This is a genomic window from Azoarcus sp. DD4, from assembly GCF_006496635.1.
Classification (GTDB): Bacteria; Pseudomonadota; Gammaproteobacteria; order Burkholderiales; family Rhodocyclaceae; genus Azoarcus.
The window spans coordinates 571,333-591,545 of sequence record NZ_CP022958.1; the positions used below are offsets into that span (position 1 = coordinate 571,333).

Consider the following 20,213-nt stretch of genomic DNA (forward strand, 5'->3'; position numbering starts at 1 on the left):
GCATCCACCGCTTAACGCTTGCCCAGGCGCTGTTTGGCGGCCTGCGCGGCATTGCTGGTCGGATAGCGCTCGACCAGGGATTGCAGCGTGCGCTGGGCTGTCTTGGCATCGCCCATGGCCTGCTGGCTGTTGGCGAGACCGAGCATGGCGTCGGGGGCCACGCTGTCATTGGGCCACTTGCCGAGCACTGCGTTGAAGTGGTTGGTCGCCGAAGCGATCTCCTTCGCCTGCAGCGCGGCGTTGCCGGCCCAGAAATGGGCGCTGGGTGTGAAGCTGCCGGCGGGGAACTTGCTCACGAAAGCTTCGAAGGCGGTCAGCGCCTCGCGGTGCTTGCCGTTCTTGAGCAGGTTCAGGGCGGCTTCGTATTCGGCGGATTCGGCGGCCGGATCGGCGGCCTGGGCAGCCTGAGGCTGCACGGCGGCGCTTTCCAGCTTGCGCAGACGGTTGTCGAGGTCGACGTAGAAGTCGCGCTGGCGCTGCTTGAGCGACTCGACTTCGTTCACCAGTACTTCGATCTGGCCGCGCAGGCGGGCGACTTCTCCCCGCAACTGTTCGTTCTGATTGGCGAGTTCGAGCTGGCCGCGACTGGTGGCGTCGATGCGGTTCTCAAGATCCTGTCGCATCTCCATGATTTGACGGCGCGCCTCGGTGTCGTCGAACAGACCCGCGTGAGCGGGTCCGGCCGACGACAGTGCGAGAAGCGCTGCCAGCGGCAGGAGGCGTTTCATCAGAACTCACCCGAGTACAGCATGTCGCCACGACGGTTCTGGGCGTAGCAGGCTTCGGAGGCCTCGGTGCAGCGCGGCTTTTCTTCGCCGAGGCTGACGGACTCGATCTGGGCTTCCTTGGCGCCGAGCAGCAGCAGGGCTTGCTTGACGGCGTCGGCACGCTTCTGGCCCAGCGCCAGGTTGTACTCGCGGCTGCCGCGTTCGTCGGCGTTGCCCTGGACCAGCATCTTCATTTGCGGGTTCTGGGCGAGGAAGCGGCCGTGGGCTTCGACCAGCGGCTTGGCTTCGGCCTTGATCACATAGCTGTCGAAGTCGAAGAACACGTTGCGCTTGGACAGGATGTTGTTCGGGTCGGTCAGCGCGGCGATGCCGGAGCCGGAAACGCCGGGGGCGGTGACGGTGGCGACACCGGCGCCGGAACGGTCGCTAACGGCAGCGCCCGAGGTGGCTTCGGGGCCGGTGCTGGAGCACGCGGCGAGAACGGCGGACAGCAGAGCGGGCAGGACAAGCTTCTTCATGGATGTTTCTCCAAGTCGTTTTGTGAGGGGACAGCAGCGTTATTGCTTTTGTATCGGGCCCCAGGCGGGTTCCCGTACATCGGCGGCCTGCACCGACAGGCGTTGCTTCACCCGGCCATCGGACGACACGGCCGCAAGCACACCCCGGCCACCGGCATCGGAGGCGTAGAGGATCATGCGGCCGTTAGGTGCGAAGCTGGGCGATTCGTCACGCGCCGAATCGGTGAGGATCGTGGTCTGCCGGGTGGCGAGGTCTTGCACCGCCACCTGGAAGCGACCGTTGTTGCGGGTGATGAAGGCGAGCAGTTTGCCATCCGCCGAGGGGCGGGGCGTAACGTTATACACGCCATCGAAGGTCACGCGCTGGGCGGCACCGCCGCCGGTCGGAATGCGATAGATCTGCGGACTGCCGCCGCGATCGGAAGTGAAGTAGATCCACTGGCCGTCGGGCGACCAGGCCGGCTCGGTGTCGATGCCGGAGGAACTGGCCAGGCGACGCACGCCGGAGCCGTCGGCGTTGAGCACGTAGAGCTGGGACAGGCCGTCCTTGGTGAGCACCACCGACAGCTGCTGGCCGTCGGGTGACCAGGCCGGCGCGGAGTTGGAACCCTTGAAGTTGGCAACTACCTGACGCTGGCCGGTGGCGAGCGTGTGCACGTAGATGATCGGCTTCTTCGCCTCGAAGGAGACGTAGGCGAGGCGGGCACCGTCGGGCGACCAGGCCGGCGAGATGATGGGTTCGCGCGATACCAGTGCGGCCTGCGCGTTCATGCCGTCGGCGTCGGCGATCTGCAGTTCGTAGCGCGGGCCGGTCTTCACCACGTAGGCGATGCGGGTGGCGAAGTAGCCGGGCAGGCCGGTGAGCTTTTCGTAGACGAAATCGGCGATGCGGTGGCCGGTGATGCGGTTCTGCGCCGGCGACATGCGCAGGGCAAGGGCGCCGAGCTCGGTCTGCTTCTGGGTGTCGAACAGGCGGAAGCGCACCTCGTAGCGGCCATCGGGTTGCGGCACGACGGTGGCGCTGAGGGCGGCGTCGGCGCCGCGGTTGCGCAGGCTGCCAAGGTCGGGAACCTGGGATTCCGGCAGCGGCAGCGGGCCGATGTCGACCAGACTGAACAGGCCGCTGCGTTCGAGGTCGGCGCGCACGACGTCGGATACGCCGCGCGGCAGGCTGCCCTCGTTTTCGAACACCGGGATGACGACCGGAAAGCGCGAGGCGCCGGCGCCGGTGATCTCGATCGACAATTGCGCCTGCGCCGCAAAGGACAGGCAGGCGAGGGCGGCGGCGAGCAGCAGACGGAGTTGGGCGAGTGTCTTCATTTCATGGTGTGGTGCACAAGCGTGGAATTATAGCCAGTTGACCGCCTTAATCTTCCAGCGGCCGGAACTTCAGTTCGAGGGTGCGCTCGAAAAGTTCCCCTTTGTCGGGTAGCGGTAAGGGGCTGGAGCGGCGGATCGCACGTTCTATCGCCTCGTCCAGCGCGGGGATGCCCGACGAGCGTTTGAGCCGGATCGCCAGCACTTCGCCCGACGGCAGCTGATCGACCTCGAACACCGCTTCCGGATTGCCGGACAGGCCGGGCGGCCGCAGCAGGTTGCCGCGGACCTTGGTGCGGATCGCGTTGATGTAGCCTTCGGTGGCCGCCTTGTTGCGCGCTGCCGACGCCTTCGCCGCGTCGGCCCGCATCATGTTTTCGAGCTGGGCCTTTTCCGATTCACGCTCGAGCAGCTTGTCCATGTAATTGTCCTTGGGCGGGACGACGGGCTTCTTCGGCTCCGGCTTGGGCGGCTCGGGTTTCTTTGGCTCGGGCTTGGGTGGTTCCGGCTTCTTCGGTTCCGGTTTGGGCGGTTCGGGCTTCTTGGGTTCCGGTTTGGGAGGTTCCGGCTTCTTTTCCGGCGCCTTGGTCGCGATGTCGGGCTTGGCCGGGGCCTTGGGCGGTTCCGGCGGCTTGGGCTCGGGTTTCGGCTCCGGCTTCGGTTCGGGCTTGGGCGGTTCCGGTTTGGGCGGTTCCGGCTTGATCTCTGCCGGCTGCGGGGCCGGGCGGCTCGGCGGCGGCGCGGCCAGTTCGACTTCGAGCGAGGCCGGCGGCTCGCTCTGCCAGCGGATGCCAAAGAACAGGAACAGCGCGAGGCCGATGTGGACGGCGAAAGTCAGCGCAAGCGAGGTCCACTTGCCGGGATGCTCGCGGGGGAGTGCGCGTTCATTCATCGGCTGGCGGAGCCCGACTGGGTCTGCAGGCTGATCTTCTTGACGCCCAGCTGGCGCGCGGTTTCGAGAATGTCGATGACCTTCTGGTACTGCAGCTCCTTGCTGGCAGCGACGAGGAAGGGTTGCTCGGCGTTGGCGGCAAGCGCTTCCTTGATCACGCGCTGGAATTCGGTGTGCGAGACCGCTTTGGAGGCGGCGTTGCTGGTCTTGCGGACAGCCATCGAGCCGTCGGCCTTGACCTCGATGACCATGGCCTCGGCCGGCGGTGCCGAGATCGGTCCGGCCGAAGGCACGTCGATATTGCCCGGCTGCACCATGGGCGCGGTGACCATGAAGATGACGAGCAGGACCAGCATCACGTCGATGTAAGGCACGACGTTGATCTGGTTCATCAGGCGGCGCTGACGCATGCGTGTGCTCCCGCCCGCTCAGCGCAGGTTGCGCTGGAGGATGTTGGAGAACTCTTCCATGAAGCTTTCGAAGCGGATGCCGATGCGGTCGATGTCATGGGCGAAGCGGTTGTAGGCCACCACGGCGGGGATTGCGGCGAACAGGCCGATCGCGGTGGCGACCAGCGCCTCGGCGATGCCCGGGGCAACCTGGGTCAGCGTCGCGGTGCCGACGTTCGACAGGCCGCGGAAGGCGTTCATGATCCCCCACACGGTGCCGAACAGGCCGATGTAGGGCGACACCGAGCCGACCGAGGCGAGAAAGGCGAGATGGGCTTCGAGGTCGTCGACCTCGCGCTGGTAGGTGGCGCGCATGGCGCGGCGGGCGCCGTCGATGGTGGCGCCGTGGTCGTGGCTCTTGGCGCGCAGCTTGTTGTATTCGCGATAGCCGGATTCGAAGATGCGCTCCATGCCGCCGGTGTGGTGGCGTGCGGCGGACGCCGACTGGAACAGGGCGTTGAGGTCGCCGCCGCTCCAGAAATCACGTTCGAATTCGTTGGTCTTGCCGCGGGCGGCGCGGATCTGGAACCACTTGCGGAAAATCCAGTACCACGACATCAGCGACAGGCCGGCAAGCATGGCCATGACGAGCTGGACGAGGACGCTGGCCTGGGTGATCAGGCTGAGGATGGAAAGATCGTGGGAGACAGTCATGCTGGTCGCAGGAGTTCGGGTTGGGAGGAGTGGTCTTGGACTTGTTCGAAGCGGCGGCGGATGTCCGCGGGCATTGCTACGGGACGGGCGCGGCCCTGATCGACGCAGGCGATGACGATACGGGCGTCGAACAGGCAGACGCCGTCGCGGACGACCTGCTGGCGGAAGGTGATGCTGGCACGACCGAGAGACTCGATCACGGACCTGAGCTCTAACGCATCATCGAGCAAGGCGGGTGACATGTATTCTGCGTGCACCGATTTGACGACGAAGACGAGCCCGCTTTCCGCGCGCAGGCGCTGCTGCTCGAAGCCGATCGCACGCAGCCACTCGGTGCGGGCACGCTCGCAGAAACGCAGGTAGTTGGCGTAGTAAACGATGCCGGCCGCGTCGGTATCCTCGTAATAGACGCGCAGCGGCAGGACGAAAACCCGTCGGTTGGGCGCGGTCTCGGAGGTGGTGCGGATTTGCATCGCAGCATTTTAGCCGAGCTCGCCTGTCGGTCGTCATGCATATGCAGCGGCTTTGTTTGCAAAACGTAAAGTTTTTTTACCGGGCGACGAGGCTGCAAGCCTTGCTGCAATTGCTCGCGCGGGTGATGGTTCTGTTGCGGAAGTGCTATCCTTTGACTCCGCACTTTCCGGCACGTAATGTGCCCAACGTGGGTAGATAACAGCGTGGCGCTTCCTTTCTTCGGCAAGAAAAATCCTCCGGCGGCTTCGTCGGACCGGGCTGCGCCCGGCAGCGGGGACGCGCCGAAATCACCGTCGCCTCCACGCACCGAACTGTCGGCGCTGGACTTCTCGCGCGGCGATTCCAACCGCGCGCTGGCCCAGTGCGCCGGCATGGTCGAAGTGCAGGAGGTCGCGGCCGGCATCGGTGCAGTCTACGAGGAAGCCGCGGTGCTTTACGCCAACGGCGCCGACGCCGAGGCGGAGAAGGTGCTGGGTGCGGTACTGGGCGATGGCGGCAGCACCGCGGGCGAAGGCCTGTGGATGATGCTGCTGGACCTGTACCGGCTGACTGGCCAGCGCCAGAATTTCGAAGCGCGCGTGCTCGACTATGCCACCCAGTTCGAACGTTCGCCGCCTCCCTGGGAGGACCTCTCCAGCCAGGGCGAACGCAGGCGTGGCGACACCACCCCGATGGTGACGCTGTCGGGCAGCTTGTCGGCACAGGTCGCCGGCCAGTTCCAGCAGGTCGGCATCATCGGCCGCAAGAGTGGCGCGGTACGTATCGACCTGGCCCGTTTGCGTGCGGTCGACGACCAGGGCTGCGGCCTGTTGCGGAAGCTGCTGGCGCAGCTCGCGGCCGACCGGGTGAAAGTCGCGCTGCTGAACGGTCGCGGTCTGGCCGACATGCTGGCCGGCCAGATCGAGGTCGGCAAGGCGGAGGCACGCGACAGCTGGTTGCTGTTGCTCGAACTGCTGCAATACACCGCCGACTGCGAACGCTTCGAGCAGCTCGCGATCGATTATGCCGTCACCTTCGAGGAGTCGCCGCCTTCATGGGAGCAGAAGGCGGTGCCGCCGGCCGCGACGGCGGTCGAAGGCCGTGCCGCCGCCACCGGCGATGGCAGCGACTTCCGCCTGGAGGGTGAGCTGGGCGGCGCTTCCAACGAGGTCTTGCGCAAGCTTGCCGCCTTCGCGGCGGAGCGTCGCGCGGTGGTGGTGGACTGCAGCCGGCTGCGGCGCATCGACTTCGTCTGCGCCGGCACCTTGTTCAACATCCTCGCCACATTGCAGGCGCAGGGTAAACTCGTCGAACTTCACAACGTCAATGCCATGGTCGGCGCGCTGCTGCGTGTCATGAGCGTCGATCAGGTCGCGCAGGTCACGCTGCGCGTTTGAGGCGCACTGCGCCTCCTCCATCGCGGGAAAAGGACATGGAACAGTATCACGGCACCACGATCCTGTCGGTGCGGCGCGGCAATCGCGTCGCGCTCGGCGGCGACGGCCAGGTCACCCTCGGCAACATCGTCGTCAAGGCGTCGGCGCGCAAAGTGCGCACGCTCTACCAGGGCCAGATCCTGGCCGGTTTCGCCGGCGGCACGGCCGACGCCTTCACGCTCTTCGAGCGCTTCGAGGCCAAGCTCGACAAGCATCAGGGCAACCTGCTGCGCAGTGCGGTCGAGCTCGCCAAGGACTGGCGCACCGATCGCATGCTGCGCCGGCTGGAGGCGATGCTGGCGGTGGCAGATCGCGAGCATTCGCTGATCATCACCGGCAACGGCGACGTGCTGGAGCCCGAGCAGGGCATCGTCGCGATCGGCAGCGGTGGCGCCTATGCCCAGGCGGCGGCGCGGGCGCTGATCGAGAACACCGAGCTGGAGCCGCGTGAGGTGGTGGCCAAGTCGCTCGCGATCGCCGGCGACCTGTGCATCTATACCAACCAGTGCCACACCATCGAAGTGCTGGACTGAGCGCGCCCGTTCCGCACCAGTCCGCCCTGTCGTAACCGTTTCGAGCGAACCGCCATGACCCAGATGACTCCGCCGGAAATCGTTTCCGAACTCGACAAGCACATCGTCGGCCAGGCCCGCGCCAAGAAGGCGGTGGCGATCGCGCTGCGAAATCGCTGGCGTCGCGCCCAGGTCGACGAGCCGCTGCGCAGCGAGATCACGCCCAAGAACATCCTGATGATAGGCCCTACCGGCGTCGGCAAGACCGAGATCGCGCGGCGACTGGCACGCCTGGCCAACGCGCCCTTCATCAAGATCGAGGCGACCAAGTTCACCGAGGTGGGCTATGTCGGCCGCGACGTGGATACCATCATCCGCGATCTGGTCGAGATCGCGATCAAGGACGGCCGCGAGCGTGCGATGCGGCTGGTGCGCGACCGCGCTCTCGATGCCGCCGAGGACCGCGTGCTCGACGCCCTGCTGCCGCCGGCGCGGCCGGTGGGCTTTGCCGCCGAGGCCGAACCGCAGGACTCCGCGACCCGCCAGAAATTCCGCAAGAAGTTGCGCGAGGGCGAACTCGACGACAAGGAAATCGAAATCGAGATCGCCGCGGCCGGCATGCATGCCGAAATCTTCGCTCCGCCAGGGATGGAGGAGCTGACCCAGCAGATCCAGGGCATGTTCCAGAACCTGGGCAGCGGCAAGAAGAAGCTGCGCAAAATGCAGATCCGCGAGGCGCTCAAGGTGCTGGCCGATGAAGAGGCGGCGCGCCTTATCAACGACGAAGAGGTCAAGTCGGAGGCGGTGCGCGCGGTCGAGCAGAACGGTATCGTTTTTCTCGACGAGGTCGACAAGATCGCCGCGCGTTCCGATGCGCACGGCGCCGACGTGTCGCGCCAGGGTGTGCAGCGCGATCTGCTGCCCCTGGTTGAAGGCATCACGATCTCGACCAAGTACGGCATGATCAAGACCGATCACATTCTCTTCATCGCCAGTGGTGCCTTCCACCTGTCGAAACCGAGCGACTTGATCCCGGAGCTGCAGGGCCGCTTCCCTATCCGCGTCGAACTCGATTCGCTGTCGGTCGAGGACTTCGAACGCATCCTTACCAGTACCGACGCCTGCCTGACCCGTCAGTACCAGGCGCTGCTCGCGACCGACGGCGTGACGCTGGAATTCACGGCCGAAGGCATCCGCCGGCTGGCGGAAATTGCCTTCCAGGTGAACGAAAAGACCGAGAACATCGGAGCCCGCCGTCTGTACACCGTCATGGAAAAGCTGCTCGAGGAGGTCTCCTTCGACGCCGGCAAGGTGGGCGTCGAAGCGCTCAAGGTCGATGCCACCTATGTCGACGCCCGCCTGGAAATGCTCGCGCAGCGTGAGGATCTGGCCCGTTACGTACTGTGAGGAAGACGATGAAGATCAGAACCTTGTGTGCGGCGCTGATGCTGGTCTGCGCTCCGGCATATGCCGAAGACATGACGGTGGCGCTGCGCTATGGCGAATTCGACAACTACGATCGCATCGGCGCCAGCCTGCGCTTTGCTCCGGTCTGGACGGCCGACTGGGGTAACTGGCGCGCGGCGCTGCATCCCGAGCTCGAAGTCGGCCGCCTCCGCTACGACGGCCATGGCCCCGGGGCAAGCACGCTGGACCAGGGCGGTGTGCTCGGCATGTTCCGGGCGGTGTACGGCAGCGGTGCGCTGCGTCCGTATGCCGAAGTCGGCCTTGGCCTGGCGCTGTTCAGTCGCACTACGCTCGGCGGCAAGGACTTTTCGACCCGGCTGCAGTTTTCGGAACATCTCGGGCTCGGCGTCGAGCTGCCGCACGGCCTGTCCGCCGGCTGGCTGTACTCGCATTATTCGAATGCCGACATCAAGCTGCCCAACGATGGCGTCGACTTCCATCAGATCGTGATCGGTGCCCGTTTCTGAACGATGGCTGGAGATCCTGAAAGCGCCATCGTTCAATGCTGACCCGCATCGTCGCCATTCTTTTTCCGCTCTTTGCCATCACCGCCGCCGGCTTTCTGGTTGGACGGCGGATGAAACCGGATCTGACCCACGCCAACCGGCTGAACATGGACGTGTTCGTGCCGGCGCTGGTGTTCGCCGCGCTCGCCAACCGTGAGTTCCGTATCACCGAATACCTGCCGCTGCTGGGTGCAACGCTGGCGGTGGTGCTCGCGTCCGGCGGTATCGCCTGGCTGATCGCACGCGCCATCGGGGTGGAGGCCAAGACCTTCGTGCCGCCGCTGATGTTCAACAACTGCGGCAATCTCGGCCTGCCGCTGGCGGTACTCGCCTTCGGCGAACTGGCACTGATGCCGGCGGTGGTGATCTTCATGGTTTCCAACCTGCTGCATTTTTCCTTCGGCGCCTGGCTGCTAGACCACCGCGTGCGGCTGCTGACGATCTGGCGGGTGCCATCGGTGGCAGCCACCTTTGCCGGCCTCGCGGTGGGTCTGTCCGGCATCGCGGTGTGGCCGCCGCTGCTGACGGCGGTCAAGATGCTGGGCGACATCTCGATTCCGCTGATGCTGTTCGCTCTGGGCGTGCGTCTCACCGATGCGCGCATCACCGCCATCGGTCTGGGCGTTTTCGCCGCGGTGATGCGGCCGCTGATCGGCATGGTGCTGGCGTGGGGCATCCTGCAGGTGGTCGAGCTGCCCGCGCAGGAGCAGGCCCTGCTGCTGGTGTTCGGCGCGCTGCCGCCGGCGGTGCTCAACTACATCTTCGCCGAGCGTTACCGGCAGGAGCCGGAAAAGGTGGCTTCGCTGGTACTGATAGGCAATCTTGCGGCGGTGCTCTTCCTGCCGCTGGCGTTGGCTCTGGCGCTCTGAGCGGCTAGCCGGTGCGCCCCGTTGCCATGGTGCTGAGGCCGTGGCCGGTGCGCTTGCTGCTGTACATCGCCGCATCGGCGGCGCCGAGCAGCTCGGCGAAGCGTGTGCCATGTTCGGGGTACATCGCCATGCCCACGCTTGCCGTCACCAGCCAGTTATGGCCGGCGGCCGGCATCGGCACGCTCAGCGCATGGGTCAGGCGCATGCTGGCGGCGCGGACGTCGGCTTCGCTGGCGGGCTCGCCGAGCAGGATCACGAATTCGTCGCCACCGAGGCGGGCGACGGTATCGCTGTCGCGCACCGAGTGGCGCAGGCGGGTGGCGACCTGGGCCAGAACCTCGTCGCCGACGGCGTGGCCGGCGCTGTCGTTGATTTCCTTGAATCCGTCCAGATCGAGCACCAGCACCGCAGCGCGGCCATTGTGACGGCGGGCGGCGCTGAAGGTGAGATCGGCGCGTGCTTCGAGCAGGCGCCGGTTGGGCAAGCCGGTGAGCGGATCGAAGAAGGCGAGGCGCTGGACTTCCGCTTCGGCGGCCTTGCGCCCGTCGATGTTGGAGACCTGGGCGAGCAGGCAGCCGAGGTAGGGGTGTTCGAGGTGGTTGCCTATCCGCACCGAGATCCAGCGCGGCGGGCCGTCTTCGGCGCGTACGCGGCATTCGGTGACGACCGGTTCGTTGCGGTTGATGCAGCGACGTACCGCCTCCTCGACGTCGCCCGCGTCGTCTTCGACGACGCTTTGCCACAGCGCCTGGCCCCGCCACTGCTGCGCGATCCGGCCGGTGATGCGCTGGGCCGAGGGATCGACGGTCCGTACCAGGCCGCTGCCGTCGAGTTCCATCACGCAATCGGAGCCGAGCCGTGCCAGTGCCTGGTGGCGTACGGCGCGGCGCGCGTGCTGCAAGGCGAGATGGCTGAGGGTGCCGGCCATCAGCGCACCGCCGGCAAACAGGCCGAACAGCATGCCGTCCGCCAGCGGCCGGGAGACCGACTGGCTGGGTTGCAGGCGCAACTGCCAGCGTCGGCCGCCGAAACTCTCTTCGCGGACCACGGTGCGTGGATCGGCCTGGTTGGCATTCGCCGCCGCATCGACGAAAAGAGTGGTCGGCTGGTCGCGGGCCGCGTCCAGCGCGCCGAGATCGGTGATGGTCAGGTGGAAGTGCTTGCGCAGCGTGGGCGAAATGGCTGCGTTCACCATGTCACCGACGAGGAAGGACGCCGCCAGCGTGTCGCGGCTCGGGCCGCTGCGCGGATCGCGCACCGGGGCCAGGATCAGCACCGCCAGCACGCCTGGTGCCTGCTGCAACTGGATCGGCGGCGTGGCGGCGAAACCGTTGCGCAGCGCGTAGTCGATGGTGGCGCGGCGGACCTCGCTGGTATTGAGGTCGTAGCCCAGCGAGCGCTGGTTGCCGCTCGGCGGCTGGATCATCTCGACCACGTGATAGTGCTCGCGCAGGCCTTCCGGATAGATGTCGAAGCGGGCGTAGACCGGATCGACCTCGGTCAGCTCGCGCCGGATGCGCTGGACGTAGGCGGCCCTGTCGTCCTCGTCTATCGCCCGGTTGACGGCGAAGGCGCGCAAGCCGGGCAGGGTCTGCTCGATCGACAGCGCGCGCACGTAGCGGGCGAATTCGTCCGGATCGAAGCGCTCCGAGGCGAGGTAGGTCGCGCGCAGCGCGAGCAGTGCGTTGCGGTAGTGCGTGGTCTGCTGCATCAGCGACAGCGTGGCCTGGTCGGCGATGCGGGTGAAGTTGGCTGCGGCGAGGCGTTCCTCGTGGCTACGGTACTGGCGCCAGGCCACCCACTCGAGGCTGATCACCAGCACCACGACGGCGAGCGTGACGAAGCCGCCGCGCGCGGCCGGCGAACTGTCCTTTCCGAACAGCGTGCGTCGTGGGGCCACGCTCATTGTCTGGAGCGGCTCCGTTCAGCTGTCGGCCTTGCCGCTACGGCCGGCGTCGCCGGCGCGGGTAAATGCGCTCAGTAGATCCACCGGTACCGGGAAGACCAGCGTCGAACTCTTGTCGCCGGCGACCTGGGTGAGCGTCTGCAGATAGCGCAACTGCATCGCCGCGGGTTCGCGCGAGAGCATTTCAGCCGCCTCCATCAGCGACTGTGCAGCCTGCTTCTCGCCCTCGGCGTGGATCACCTTGGCGCGCCGTTCGCGTTCGGCCTCGGCCTGGCGGGCAATGGCACGGATCATCGACTCATTGAGATCGACATGCTTGATTTCGACGTTGGCCACCTTGATCCCCCAGGAATCGGTCTGTGCGTCGAGGATCTGCTGGACATCCAGATTGAGTTTCTCCCGTTCCGCCAGCATCTCGTCCAGCTCATGCTTGCCGAGTACGGCGCGCAAAGTAGTCTGGGCCAGCTGGCTGGTGGCGACGAGGAAGTTTTCCACCTGGATGATCGCGAGTTGCGGATCGACGACGCGGAAATAGAGCACGGCGTTGACCTTAACAGAGACATTGTCGCGCGAGATGACATCCTGCGGCGGAACATCCATTGTGACTACCCTCAGATCCACCTTCACCATCTGCTGCACGCCGGGGACGATGATGACCAGGCCGGGTCCCTTCACCTTCCAGAAGCGGCCGAGCAGGAAGACCACGCCGCGTTCGTATTCGCGCAGGATGCGGATCGAGGAGATGACCAGGGCGAGGAGGATGACGATGAGGGGCGCAAGGCCGAGCTGGAGGTCGATCATGGCATGGGGCTCCTGTCTGCAGATCGTGGCGGGGCGGGCGTAACGTCGAGCGTCAGACCGTCGACGTGGTCGATGCGCACGTGGCTGCCGGGCGCCAGCGGGCTGGCGCTGCGCGCGCGCCAGCGTTCTCCGCCTACCTCCACCCACCAGTCGCCGTCATCCGCGGCGGCGATGACCACGCCGCCGCGGCCGTCCATCTGCTCGCGGCCGCTGACCACCGGTCGAGACCGGCTGCGCGCGGCGAAGCCGCCGATTGCCGCCATCACCGCAAAGCTCGCCACCGCCAGGCCCGCGATCAGCCCGAGCGGCACGCCGAATCCGGGCGCTTCGGCGTCCATCAGGAACAGGCCACCGACCACGAAGGCGATCATGCCGCCGATGCCGAGCGCGCCGAAGCTGGGCATGAAGGCCTCGGCCAGCATCAGCGCGGTGCCGATTGCAATCAGCGCCACCCCGGCCCAGTTCACCGGCAGCAATTGAAAGGCATAGAGCGCGATCAGCAGACAGATGGCGCCGGCGGTGCCGGGCACGCCGAAGCCGGGCGTGGTGAATTCGAAGAACAGGCCGTAGATGCCTATCATCATCAGGATCAGCGCGACCTGGGGGTGGGCGAGGGCGGCGAGGATGCGATTGCGCCAGTCCGGCAGCTGCCGTTCGACGGTGGCCTGGGCGGTGGCGAGCGTGTGCTTGCCGGAGGCGAGTGCGACCTCGCGGCCTTCGAGCTGGCGCAGCAGGTCGGCGAGGTCGGGCGCGACGAGGTCGATCACCCGCCCGGCCAGCGCCTCTTCGGCGCTCAGGCTGGCGGCCTCCCGCACAGCGCGTTCGGCGAAGTCGGCATTGCGACCGCGCAGCTGGGCGAGGCTGCGGATATAGGCGGCGGCGTCGGAGACGGCCTTGGCGCTCATGGTGTCGGCCGCGCCCGCCGGGGCGCTCTTGTCCGTCTGCCCGTCGTCCGGGGCGGCCGGTTCGCGCTTGCCGGGCTGGGCACCGCCGATGCCGATTGCCACCGGTGTGGCAGCGCCGAGATTGGTCGCCGGTGCCATCGCTGCGATGTGGCTGGCATACAGGATGTAGGTGCCCGCACTGGCGGCGCGGGCGCCTTCCGGCGCGACGAAGGTCGCTACCGGCACCGGCGAGGCGAGAATGTCCTTGATGATGCTGCGCATCGAGGTGTCCAGCCCGCCCGGGGTGTCCATCTCGATCACGACCAGCGCCGCTCCCTTGCCGGCTGCCAGACCGAGGCCGCGCTGCAGATAGTCGGCCGTGGCGGGGCCGATGACACCGTCCACCCGCAGCACGACAACCTCGGCGGCGCGGCTTGCAGCCGTCGGCGATAGCATCGCCGCCAGACACAGCATGGCGAAGGCGACAATGCGGCGTAGCCGCGCAAGGGTGGAAGCCCGCATCGCACTGCCTCCGCTGGCGAAAAAGCCGGATGCCCCGGTGGGGCTTTCTGATTCCAGTGTAGTGCGGGGGTGGCGCTTTCGCGCCTAGAAGTCGGTGAAGCGGCGGATCTGGCGGCGGTCGCGCTTGGTCGGGCGGCCGTGCAGATCGGCGCCGGGCGTGGCGGCGAACCTGCGCATTTCACGCGCTTCGCTGCGGCGGGCGATGCTTTCCGCGGTTTCTTCGTAGAGTTGCTGGGCGACGCTGGCCGGGCCGCGTTTTTCGGCGATGTCGCGGACGATGACGGTGAAGACGTCGTCGCCGATGGTGATGTCAAGCCGGTCACCCGCCTTGACCTCGCGCGAGGGCTTCACCGCGACGCCGTTGAGCTTGACCTTGCCGCCATCGACCGCGTCGGTGGCGCCGGTACGGTGCTTGAAGAAGCGGGCCGCCCACAGCCACTTGTCGATGCGGGTGCGGGCGTCGGGATGGTTGGGCGGGTGCTTGTCGGACACGGCTTGCGGCATTCCTCGATGGAGGACCGCATTATCCGCCGCGCCTGGCCGTGAGGCCAGGCGCGGCAGAGGGCGTCAGCCGATCATGCCGGCGCCGACGGTGTTGTTGGTGCTTTCGTCGATGATGATGAAGGCACCGGTGGCACGGTTGTCGGCATAGCGGTCGGCGACGATGGGCTGGGCGAGCTTGAGCGTGAGGCGGGCGATATCGTTCATCGCCAGGCTGGTGGCGGCTTCCTGCTCCAGCGTGTTCACGTCCAGTCGGTAGTCGATCTTGGCGATCTTGGCCTTGGCCTCGCGGGTGGTGTGGCGCACGAGGTAGGTGCGGGCCGGCGACATCGGCGTTTCCGACAGCCAGCACACGGTGGCGTCGATCTGCTTGACCGCTTCAGGCGCTTCGGCGGACTTGACGATCATGTCGCCGCGCGAGATGTCGATCTCGTCTTCCAGCAGCAGGGTCACCGACTGCTCGTGGATGGCGCGGGCGAGCTTCTCGCCGCCGAGTTCGATCGCCTTGACCTTGCTGGTGGCGCCGGACGGCAGCACGGTGATGGCGTCGCCGACGGCCACTTCACCCGATTCCACCCGGCCCATGAAGCCGCGGTAGTCGTGCAGCTCGGGGTTGGCGGAATCCTGCGGGCGGCACACGAACTGCACCGGGAAGCGGAAGTTCTCGGCGGTTTCGGTGTGGGCAGCGGGCGCGGCTTCGAGGATCTCGAGCAGCGTGGGGCCGTCGTACCAGCCGAGGCGGTCGCCGCGGTCGACGATCATGTCGCCGGCCAGCGCCGACATCGGGATGAAGCGCACGTCCTTGATGCCGAGCTTGTCGGCGAAGGCGAGGTAGTCGGCGCGGATCTGCTCGTACACCTTCTGGTCGTAGTCGACCAGATCCATCTTGTTCACCGCCACCAGCAGGTGCGGGATGCCGACCAGGCTGGCGAGGTAGGAGTGGCGGCGGGTCTGGGTGAGCACGCCCTTGCGCGCATCGACCAGGATGATCGCCAGGTTGGCGGTGGAGGCGGCCGTCACCATGTTGCGGGTGTACTGCTCGTGGCCCGGCGCGTCGGCAATGATGTACTTGCGGGTGCCGGTGGAGAAGTAGCGGTAGGCGACGTCGATGGTGATGCCCTGCTCGCGCTCGGCCTGCAGGCCGTCGGTGAGCAGCGAGAGGTCGACCGCGCTCATGCCGCGCTTGGCCGAGGTCTTCTCGATGGCGTTCATGGTGTCGGCGAGGATGGCCTTGGTGTCGAACAGCAGGCGGCCGATCAGCGTGCTCTTGCCGTCATCCACGCTGCCACAGGTGAGGAAGCGCAGCAGGCCGTTGTCGATTTCGGGCAGTTGTTCAGGGGCGGACATGTTCATCGTTCCTTCGATTTCTTTCGAGAATTCGGTGCTGCTAATCGGTTGTTCTGTGTGCGGCGGTGGTAATCCGCCGGGGCCGCCAGGGTATTCCTTCTGCAGGCTGCGGAACTCGCCCTGCGGGCTCGGCAGTCCTCGCCTGCGCCAGGAACACCCCGTCGTCCCCGGCTACCGTGGGCGCTGCTCGAAGGGCAGCAAAACCGTGAGGCTGCGGTGGTTGGTTGTTCATGCCTTTTGCCGCTACGGCCGCAAATCAACCTCAGCGGGATGTGCGGGGTGTTTGTGGAGGGGGGCGAGGACTGTCTGAGCGAGCGTAGCGAGCGAGTTCCGCAGCCCCCCGGAACAAATACCCCGCGCAACGCCCAATCCGAATCCTCGGTTTTCAACCCACAAACAACCGACCCACCCAAAAAATCAGAAATACCCTTCCTTCTTCCGCTGCTCCATCGACGCCTCGGAGGTCTGGTCGTCCATCCGCGTCGCACCGCGTTCGGTAATCGTGGTGGTCGCGGTTTCGGCCAGGATCTTGGCCACGGTGTCCGCGTCGGACTCCACCGGCGCCGTGCAGGTGATGTCGCCGACGGTGCGGAAGCGCACCAGCACGTCCTCGATCACGTCGCCCGGCTTGGCCGGGGTCAGCTCGGTCACCGGCTGCAGCAGGCCGTTCTTGCGCACCACCGGCCGCACGTGGGCGAAGTAGATCGACGGCAGTTCGAGCTTTTCGCGCTCGATGTACTGCCACACGTCCAGCTCGGTCCAGTTCGAGATCGGGAAGGCGCGGATGTTCTCGCCCTTGTGCGAGCGCGCGTTGTACAGGTTCCACAGCTCGGGGCGCTGGTTCTTCGGGTCCCACTGGCCGAATTCGTCGCGGAAACTCATGATCCGCTCCTTCGCCCGCGCCTTCTCCTCGTCGCGGCGGGCGCCGCCGATGCAGGCGTCGAAGCCGAACTCCTCGATCGCCTCCAGCAGCGTCACCGACTGGTGCTTGTTACGCGACTCGTCCGGCGTCTTCAGCACCACGGTACCGCGCGCCATCGAATCCTCCACCGAACGCACGATCAGGCGCTCGCCCAGCTCCGCGGCGCGACGGTCGCGGAACTCGATGACTTCCGGATAGTTGTGGCCGGTATCGACGTGCAGCAGCGGGAAGGGGAAGCGGCCGGGGCGGAACGCCTTCTCCGCCAGCCGCAGCAGACACAGCGAATCCTTGCCGCCGGAAAACAGCAGCGCCGGATTGGAGCACTGGCCCGCGACCTCGCGCAGGATGTGGATGGCCTCGGCCTCGAGCCAGTCCAGGTGGGAAAGCGTCTGTTTGGTCAGCGTCGACATCTTCAGGTTACCGTTTCGATTGTATTCAGTGGGCGCGCAGTGCCCGCACGGCGGCGCGCAGCCCGGCACACAGCGCAAGGAGGCGATGCATGACGGAAGGCGGATTGTGCCTCAATGCGTTCATGGTCAGCTCTTCTTGACGTGCAGGCCGCACTCTTTGGAGGCCGGATCTTCCCACCACCAGCGGCCGGCGCGGACGTCCTCGCCCAGCGCGATCGCGCGCGTGCAAGGCGCGCAACCGATGCTCGGGTAGAACTGGTCGTGCAGCGCGTTGTAGGGCACCTCGTTCATCCGGATATAAGCCCACACCTCGGCCTCCGTCCAGTCGGACAGCGGGTTGAACTTCTCCAGCCCATTGCCGGCGTCGAACTCGCGCAGCGCGAGGCCGGTGCGCGTCACCGACTGCGCGGCGCGCAGGCCGGTCACCCACGCTTTCTTGCCGGCGAGCGCGCGGCGCAGCGGCTCCATCTTGCGGATGCCGCAACAGGCCTTGCGCAGTTCCACCGAGTCGTAGAAAGCGTTGATGCCCTCGCTGCGGACGAACTGCTCGACCGCCGTGGCATCCGGGAAGAACACCTTCAGCTTCGTGCCGTAGCGCTGCTCGACCTCGCCCATCAGCGTATAGGTTTCGGCCGGCAGGCGGCCGGTGTCGAGCGAGAAGATCTCGATCGGCAGCTTGCCGCCCAGGATGAGGTCGGTCAGCACCATGTCTTCGGCGCCGAAGCTGTTGGCGAAGGTGATCTCGCCATTGGCGCCGAGTTCGGCCACCGCGGCGGCCAGCAGCTCGCGCGCGGCCGCGGCCTTGGCGGCGACGCTGGCGCGCAGGGCCTCGGTCAGCTCGGGGCGGGTCGCCGGGTTGGTGGCTGCGGGGCGCAGCAGGGAGACCGCGCCGCTCATGATGCGCGTACCTCGCGTTGCGCCCGCGCCCACAGCGGACGCGGCTCGTCCACCGCGCCCTGGTAGGGTACGCTGAAGTCGCCGAGGCTGGCGATCGCCGCTTCCAGCTGGGCGTCGGTATAGCGGCCGTCGTTGGGCTGCAGGGTGTCGAAGCCGCAGCGCACATAGGCCTGGAACTGGTCGCGCAGCACGTCGCCGATCGCGCGCAGCTCGCCGGTGTAGCCGTGGCGGGTGCGCAGCAGCGCGGCGGTGGAATAGCCGCGGCCGTCGGTGAAGGCCGGGAAGTTGACCGCCACCGCGGCCAGTTTAGGCAGGTCGGCGGCGATCAGTTCGGCGCCCTCGGCGGCGTCCAGCCACACGCCGACGTCGCCGCGGGCGGCGAGTTCGGTGGTGCGCGCCTGCCACACGGCCAGCGGCACCAGCACCGGGCCGGCGGGAATGGAGACGGTTTCCGGGGTGACGCCTTCGGCGAGGCGGACGATCTGACGGGCGTCGTCCTCGACGCGGCGGTTGCGGATCACTTTAGGCATGGGCCACCTTCTTTTCGGTCTGGCGATTGCCATAGACATGGGCCTTGAACGGTTCGATGCCGATGCGGCGCACGGTATCGACGAAGCGCTCGTCCTCATGGCGGTTGGCGAGATAGGTTTCGATCAGGCGGGTCACCACGTCCGGCATCTCGTGCGCGGCGAACGACGGGCCGATCACCTTGCCGATGGCGGCTTTGTTGCCCTGGTCGCCGCCGATGGTCACCTGGTACCACTCTTCGCCGTTCTTATCGACGCCGAGCACGCCGATGTGGCCGACGTGGTGGTGTCCGCAGGCGTTCATGCAGCCGGAGATGTTGAGCTCGATCTCGCCGATGTCGTAGAGGTAGTCGAGGTTGTCGAAACGCTCCTGGATGGCGTTGGCGATGGGGATGGACTTGGCATTGGCCAGGCCGCAGTAGTCGCCGCCCGGGCAGGAGATGATGTCGGTCAAGAGACCGATGTTGGGCGTCGCCAGGCCGGCATCGCGCAGCGTCTGCCAGACCTTGAACAGGTCGGACTGGCGCACGTCGGCCAGCACCAGGTTCTGCTGGTGGGTGGCGCGCACCTCGCCGTAGCTGTAGGCGTCGGCCAGGTCGGCCAGCAGGTCCATCTGCGATTCGGTGATGTCGCCCGGCGGCACGCCGGTCTTCTTCAGCGACACGGTGACGCTGGCGTAGCCCGGCACCTTGTGGGCGCGCACGTTGCGCTTCACCCAGGCGGCGAAGGGCTTGTTCTCGGCGAGCAGGCTGGCGTAGCCGACATCGGTCGCCGGCAGGGTTTCGTAGGCCGGATCGACGAAGTGGGCGGCGACGCGCGCGACTTCGGCTGCGGTCAGGGTCGACGGACCGTCCTTGTGGAAGGTCCATTCGGCCTCGACCTGACGGCGGAACTCCTCGATGCCGAGCGCCTTGACCAGGATCTTGATGCGCGCCTTGTACTTGTTGTCGCGGCGGCCGTGCAGGTTGTACACCCGCAGGATGGATTCGCAGTAGGTGACGATGTGCTGCCACGGCACGAAGGCGGCGATTTCCTCGCCGATGATCGGGGTGCGGCCGAGGCCACCGCCGACCAGCACGCGGAAGCCGACTTCACCGGCGGCGTTCTTCACCACGTCCAGGCCGATGTCGTGGGCCTGGATCACCGCGCGGTCTTCCTCGGCGCCGTTCACCGCGAACTTGAACTTGCGCGGCAGGTGGGCGAATTCCGGGTGGAAGCTGCTCCACTGGCGCAGGATCTCGCACCACGGGCGCGGATCGATCAGCTCGTCGGCGGCGACGCCGGCGTAGGGGTCGGAGGTGATGTTGCGGATGCAGTTGCCCGAGGTCTGGATCGCGTGCATCTGCACCGTCGCCAGCTGGGCGAGGATTTCCGGCACCTTCTCGAGCGCCGGCCAGTTGAACTGGATGTTCTGGCGGGTGGTGAAGTGGCCGTAGCCGCGGTCGTAGTGGCGTGCGATGTGCGCGAGCTTGCGCAGCTGGGCGCTGGAGAAGAGCCCGTAGGGCACCGCGATGCGCAGCATCGGCGCATGGCGCTGGATGTAGAGGCCGTTCTGCAGGCGCAGCGGGCGGAACTCGTCCTCGGACAGCTCGCCGGCGAGGTAGCGGCGGGTCTGGTCGCTGAACTGCGCCACCCGTTCGTCCACCAGGCGCTGGTCGTATTCGTCGTATCGGTACATCGCGTCTCTCTCGTTGA

General features: G+C 66.7%; 21 protein-coding genes. 5 read left to right on the forward strand and 16 right to left on the reverse strand.

Features of this window, described 5'->3' with window-relative positions:
- Window positions 1–11 precede the first annotated feature (11 nt).
- Genes ybgF through ybgC form a run of 7 tightly spaced genes read right to left on the reverse strand, consistent with a single transcriptional unit; the run spans window position 12 to window position 5,031 of the window.
- Complete coding sequence (gene ybgF, locus CJ010_RS02825; protein WP_141016629.1) at window positions 12–728, reverse strand: tol-pal system protein YbgF; 717 nt, start codon at window positions 726–728, stop codon at window positions 12–14.
- Window positions 728–1,246 carry a peptidoglycan-associated lipoprotein Pal gene (pal, locus tag CJ010_RS02830; RefSeq protein WP_141016630.1) on the reverse strand — a complete coding sequence of 173 codons (519 nt, stop codon included), beginning with the start codon at window positions 1,244–1,246 and terminating at the stop codon, window positions 728–730. The genes ybgF and pal overlap by 1 nt, the downstream gene beginning before the upstream one ends.
- Window positions 1,247–1,285: 39 nt before the next feature.
- Complete coding sequence (gene tolB / locus CJ010_RS02835; protein ID WP_141016631.1) at window positions 1,286–2,566, reverse strand: Tol-Pal system beta propeller repeat protein TolB; 1,281 nt, start codon at window positions 2,564–2,566, stop codon at window positions 1,286–1,288.
- A gap of 46 nt (window positions 2,567–2,612) precedes the next feature.
- Window positions 2,613–3,455, reverse strand: coding sequence for an energy transducer TonB (locus CJ010_RS02840; protein WP_141016632.1), 843 nt, complete (start codon window positions 3,453–3,455; stop codon window positions 2,613–2,615).
- A complete protein-coding gene (locus CJ010_RS02845) occupies window positions 3,452–3,865 on the reverse strand; it encodes an ExbD/TolR family protein (RefSeq protein WP_141016633.1) in 414 nt (137 codons plus the stop codon). Before CJ010_RS02845 ends, CJ010_RS02840 begins: the two co-directional genes overlap by 4 nt.
- Window positions 3,866–3,883: 18 nt before the next feature.
- Window positions 3,884–4,558 carry a protein TolQ gene (tolQ, locus tag CJ010_RS02850; RefSeq protein WP_141016634.1) on the reverse strand — a complete coding sequence of 225 codons (675 nt, stop codon included), beginning with the start codon at window positions 4,556–4,558 and terminating at the stop codon, window positions 3,884–3,886.
- A complete protein-coding gene (ybgC, locus tag CJ010_RS02855; protein WP_141016635.1) occupies window positions 4,555–5,031 on the reverse strand; it encodes a tol-pal system-associated acyl-CoA thioesterase in 477 nt (158 codons plus the stop codon). The genes tolQ and ybgC overlap by 4 nt, the downstream gene beginning before the upstream one ends.
- Window positions 5,032–5,235: 204 nt before the next feature.
- On the opposite strand from ybgC, the gene CJ010_RS02860 reads away from it, so the two are divergent.
- The 5 genes from CJ010_RS02860 to CJ010_RS02880 are packed head-to-tail and all read left to right on the forward strand — an operon-like array spanning window position 5,236 to window position 9,801.
- Complete coding sequence (locus CJ010_RS02860; RefSeq protein WP_240794484.1) at window positions 5,236–6,408, forward strand: STAS domain-containing protein; 1,173 nt, start codon at window positions 5,236–5,238, stop codon at window positions 6,406–6,408.
- A 35-nt stretch (window positions 6,409–6,443) separates the two neighbouring features.
- Window positions 6,444–6,980, forward strand: a complete 537-nt coding sequence (hslV, locus tag CJ010_RS02865) for an ATP-dependent protease subunit HslV (RefSeq protein WP_141016637.1) — start codon at window positions 6,444–6,446, stop codon at window positions 6,978–6,980.
- Between the two features lie 54 nt (window positions 6,981–7,034).
- Window positions 7,035–8,366, forward strand: coding sequence for an ATP-dependent protease ATPase subunit HslU (hslU, locus tag CJ010_RS02870; RefSeq protein WP_141016638.1), 1,332 nt, complete (start codon window positions 7,035–7,037; stop codon window positions 8,364–8,366).
- A gap of 8 nt (window positions 8,367–8,374) precedes the next feature.
- Window positions 8,375–8,893, forward strand: coding sequence for an acyloxyacyl hydrolase (locus CJ010_RS02875; protein ID WP_141016639.1), 519 nt, complete (start codon window positions 8,375–8,377; stop codon window positions 8,891–8,893).
- Between the two features lie 35 nt (window positions 8,894–8,928).
- Window positions 8,929–9,801: an AEC family transporter gene (locus CJ010_RS02880; RefSeq protein ID WP_141016640.1), complete on the forward strand. Its 873-nt coding sequence runs from the start codon at window positions 8,929–8,931 to the stop codon at window positions 9,799–9,801.
- A gap of 4 nt (window positions 9,802–9,805) precedes the next feature.
- Here CJ010_RS02880 and CJ010_RS02885 read toward each other — a convergent pair whose 3' ends face one another.
- From CJ010_RS02885 to CJ010_RS02925, 9 genes are all read right to left on the reverse strand, one after another.
- Window positions 9,806–11,707, reverse strand: a complete 1,902-nt coding sequence (locus CJ010_RS02885; protein ID WP_141016641.1) for a GGDEF domain-containing protein — start codon at window positions 11,705–11,707, stop codon at window positions 9,806–9,808.
- A gap of 18 nt (window positions 11,708–11,725) precedes the next feature.
- Entirely contained in the window at window positions 11,726–12,508 is a 783-nt protein-coding gene (locus tag CJ010_RS02890) for a slipin family protein (RefSeq protein ID WP_141016642.1), read from the reverse strand.
- Window positions 12,505–13,914, reverse strand: coding sequence for a nodulation protein NfeD (locus CJ010_RS02895; RefSeq protein ID WP_141016643.1), 1,410 nt, complete (start codon window positions 13,912–13,914; stop codon window positions 12,505–12,507). The genes CJ010_RS02890 and CJ010_RS02895 overlap by 4 nt, the downstream gene beginning before the upstream one ends.
- A gap of 84 nt (window positions 13,915–13,998) precedes the next feature.
- Window positions 13,999–14,406 (reverse strand): RNA-binding S4 domain-containing protein, encoded by a 408-nt coding sequence (locus CJ010_RS02900; protein WP_371415681.1) that lies wholly within the window; start codon window positions 14,404–14,406, stop codon window positions 13,999–14,001.
- Between the two features lie 75 nt (window positions 14,407–14,481).
- A complete protein-coding gene (cysN, locus tag CJ010_RS02905) occupies window positions 14,482–15,762 on the reverse strand; it encodes a sulfate adenylyltransferase subunit CysN (protein ID WP_141016645.1) in 1,281 nt (426 codons plus the stop codon).
- Between the two features lie 417 nt (window positions 15,763–16,179).
- Entirely contained in the window at window positions 16,180–17,094 is a 915-nt protein-coding gene (cysD, locus tag CJ010_RS02910) for a sulfate adenylyltransferase subunit CysD (protein ID WP_141016646.1), read from the reverse strand.
- A 126-nt stretch (window positions 17,095–17,220) separates the two neighbouring features.
- The gene (locus tag CJ010_RS02915; protein ID WP_141016647.1) at window positions 17,221–17,991 is read right to left on the reverse strand and encodes a phosphoadenylyl-sulfate reductase; all 771 of its coding nucleotides are present in this window, start codon (window positions 17,989–17,991) and stop codon (window positions 17,221–17,223) included.
- Entirely contained in the window at window positions 17,988–18,521 is a 534-nt protein-coding gene (locus CJ010_RS02920) for a DUF934 domain-containing protein (RefSeq protein ID WP_141016648.1), read from the reverse strand. The genes CJ010_RS02915 and CJ010_RS02920 overlap by 4 nt, the downstream gene beginning before the upstream one ends.
- Window positions 18,514–20,196 carry a nitrite/sulfite reductase gene (locus tag CJ010_RS02925; RefSeq protein ID WP_141016649.1) on the reverse strand — a complete coding sequence of 561 codons (1,683 nt, stop codon included), beginning with the start codon at window positions 20,194–20,196 and terminating at the stop codon, window positions 18,514–18,516. Before CJ010_RS02925 ends, CJ010_RS02920 begins: the two co-directional genes overlap by 8 nt.
- Between the last annotated feature and the right edge of the window lie 17 nt (window positions 20,197–20,213).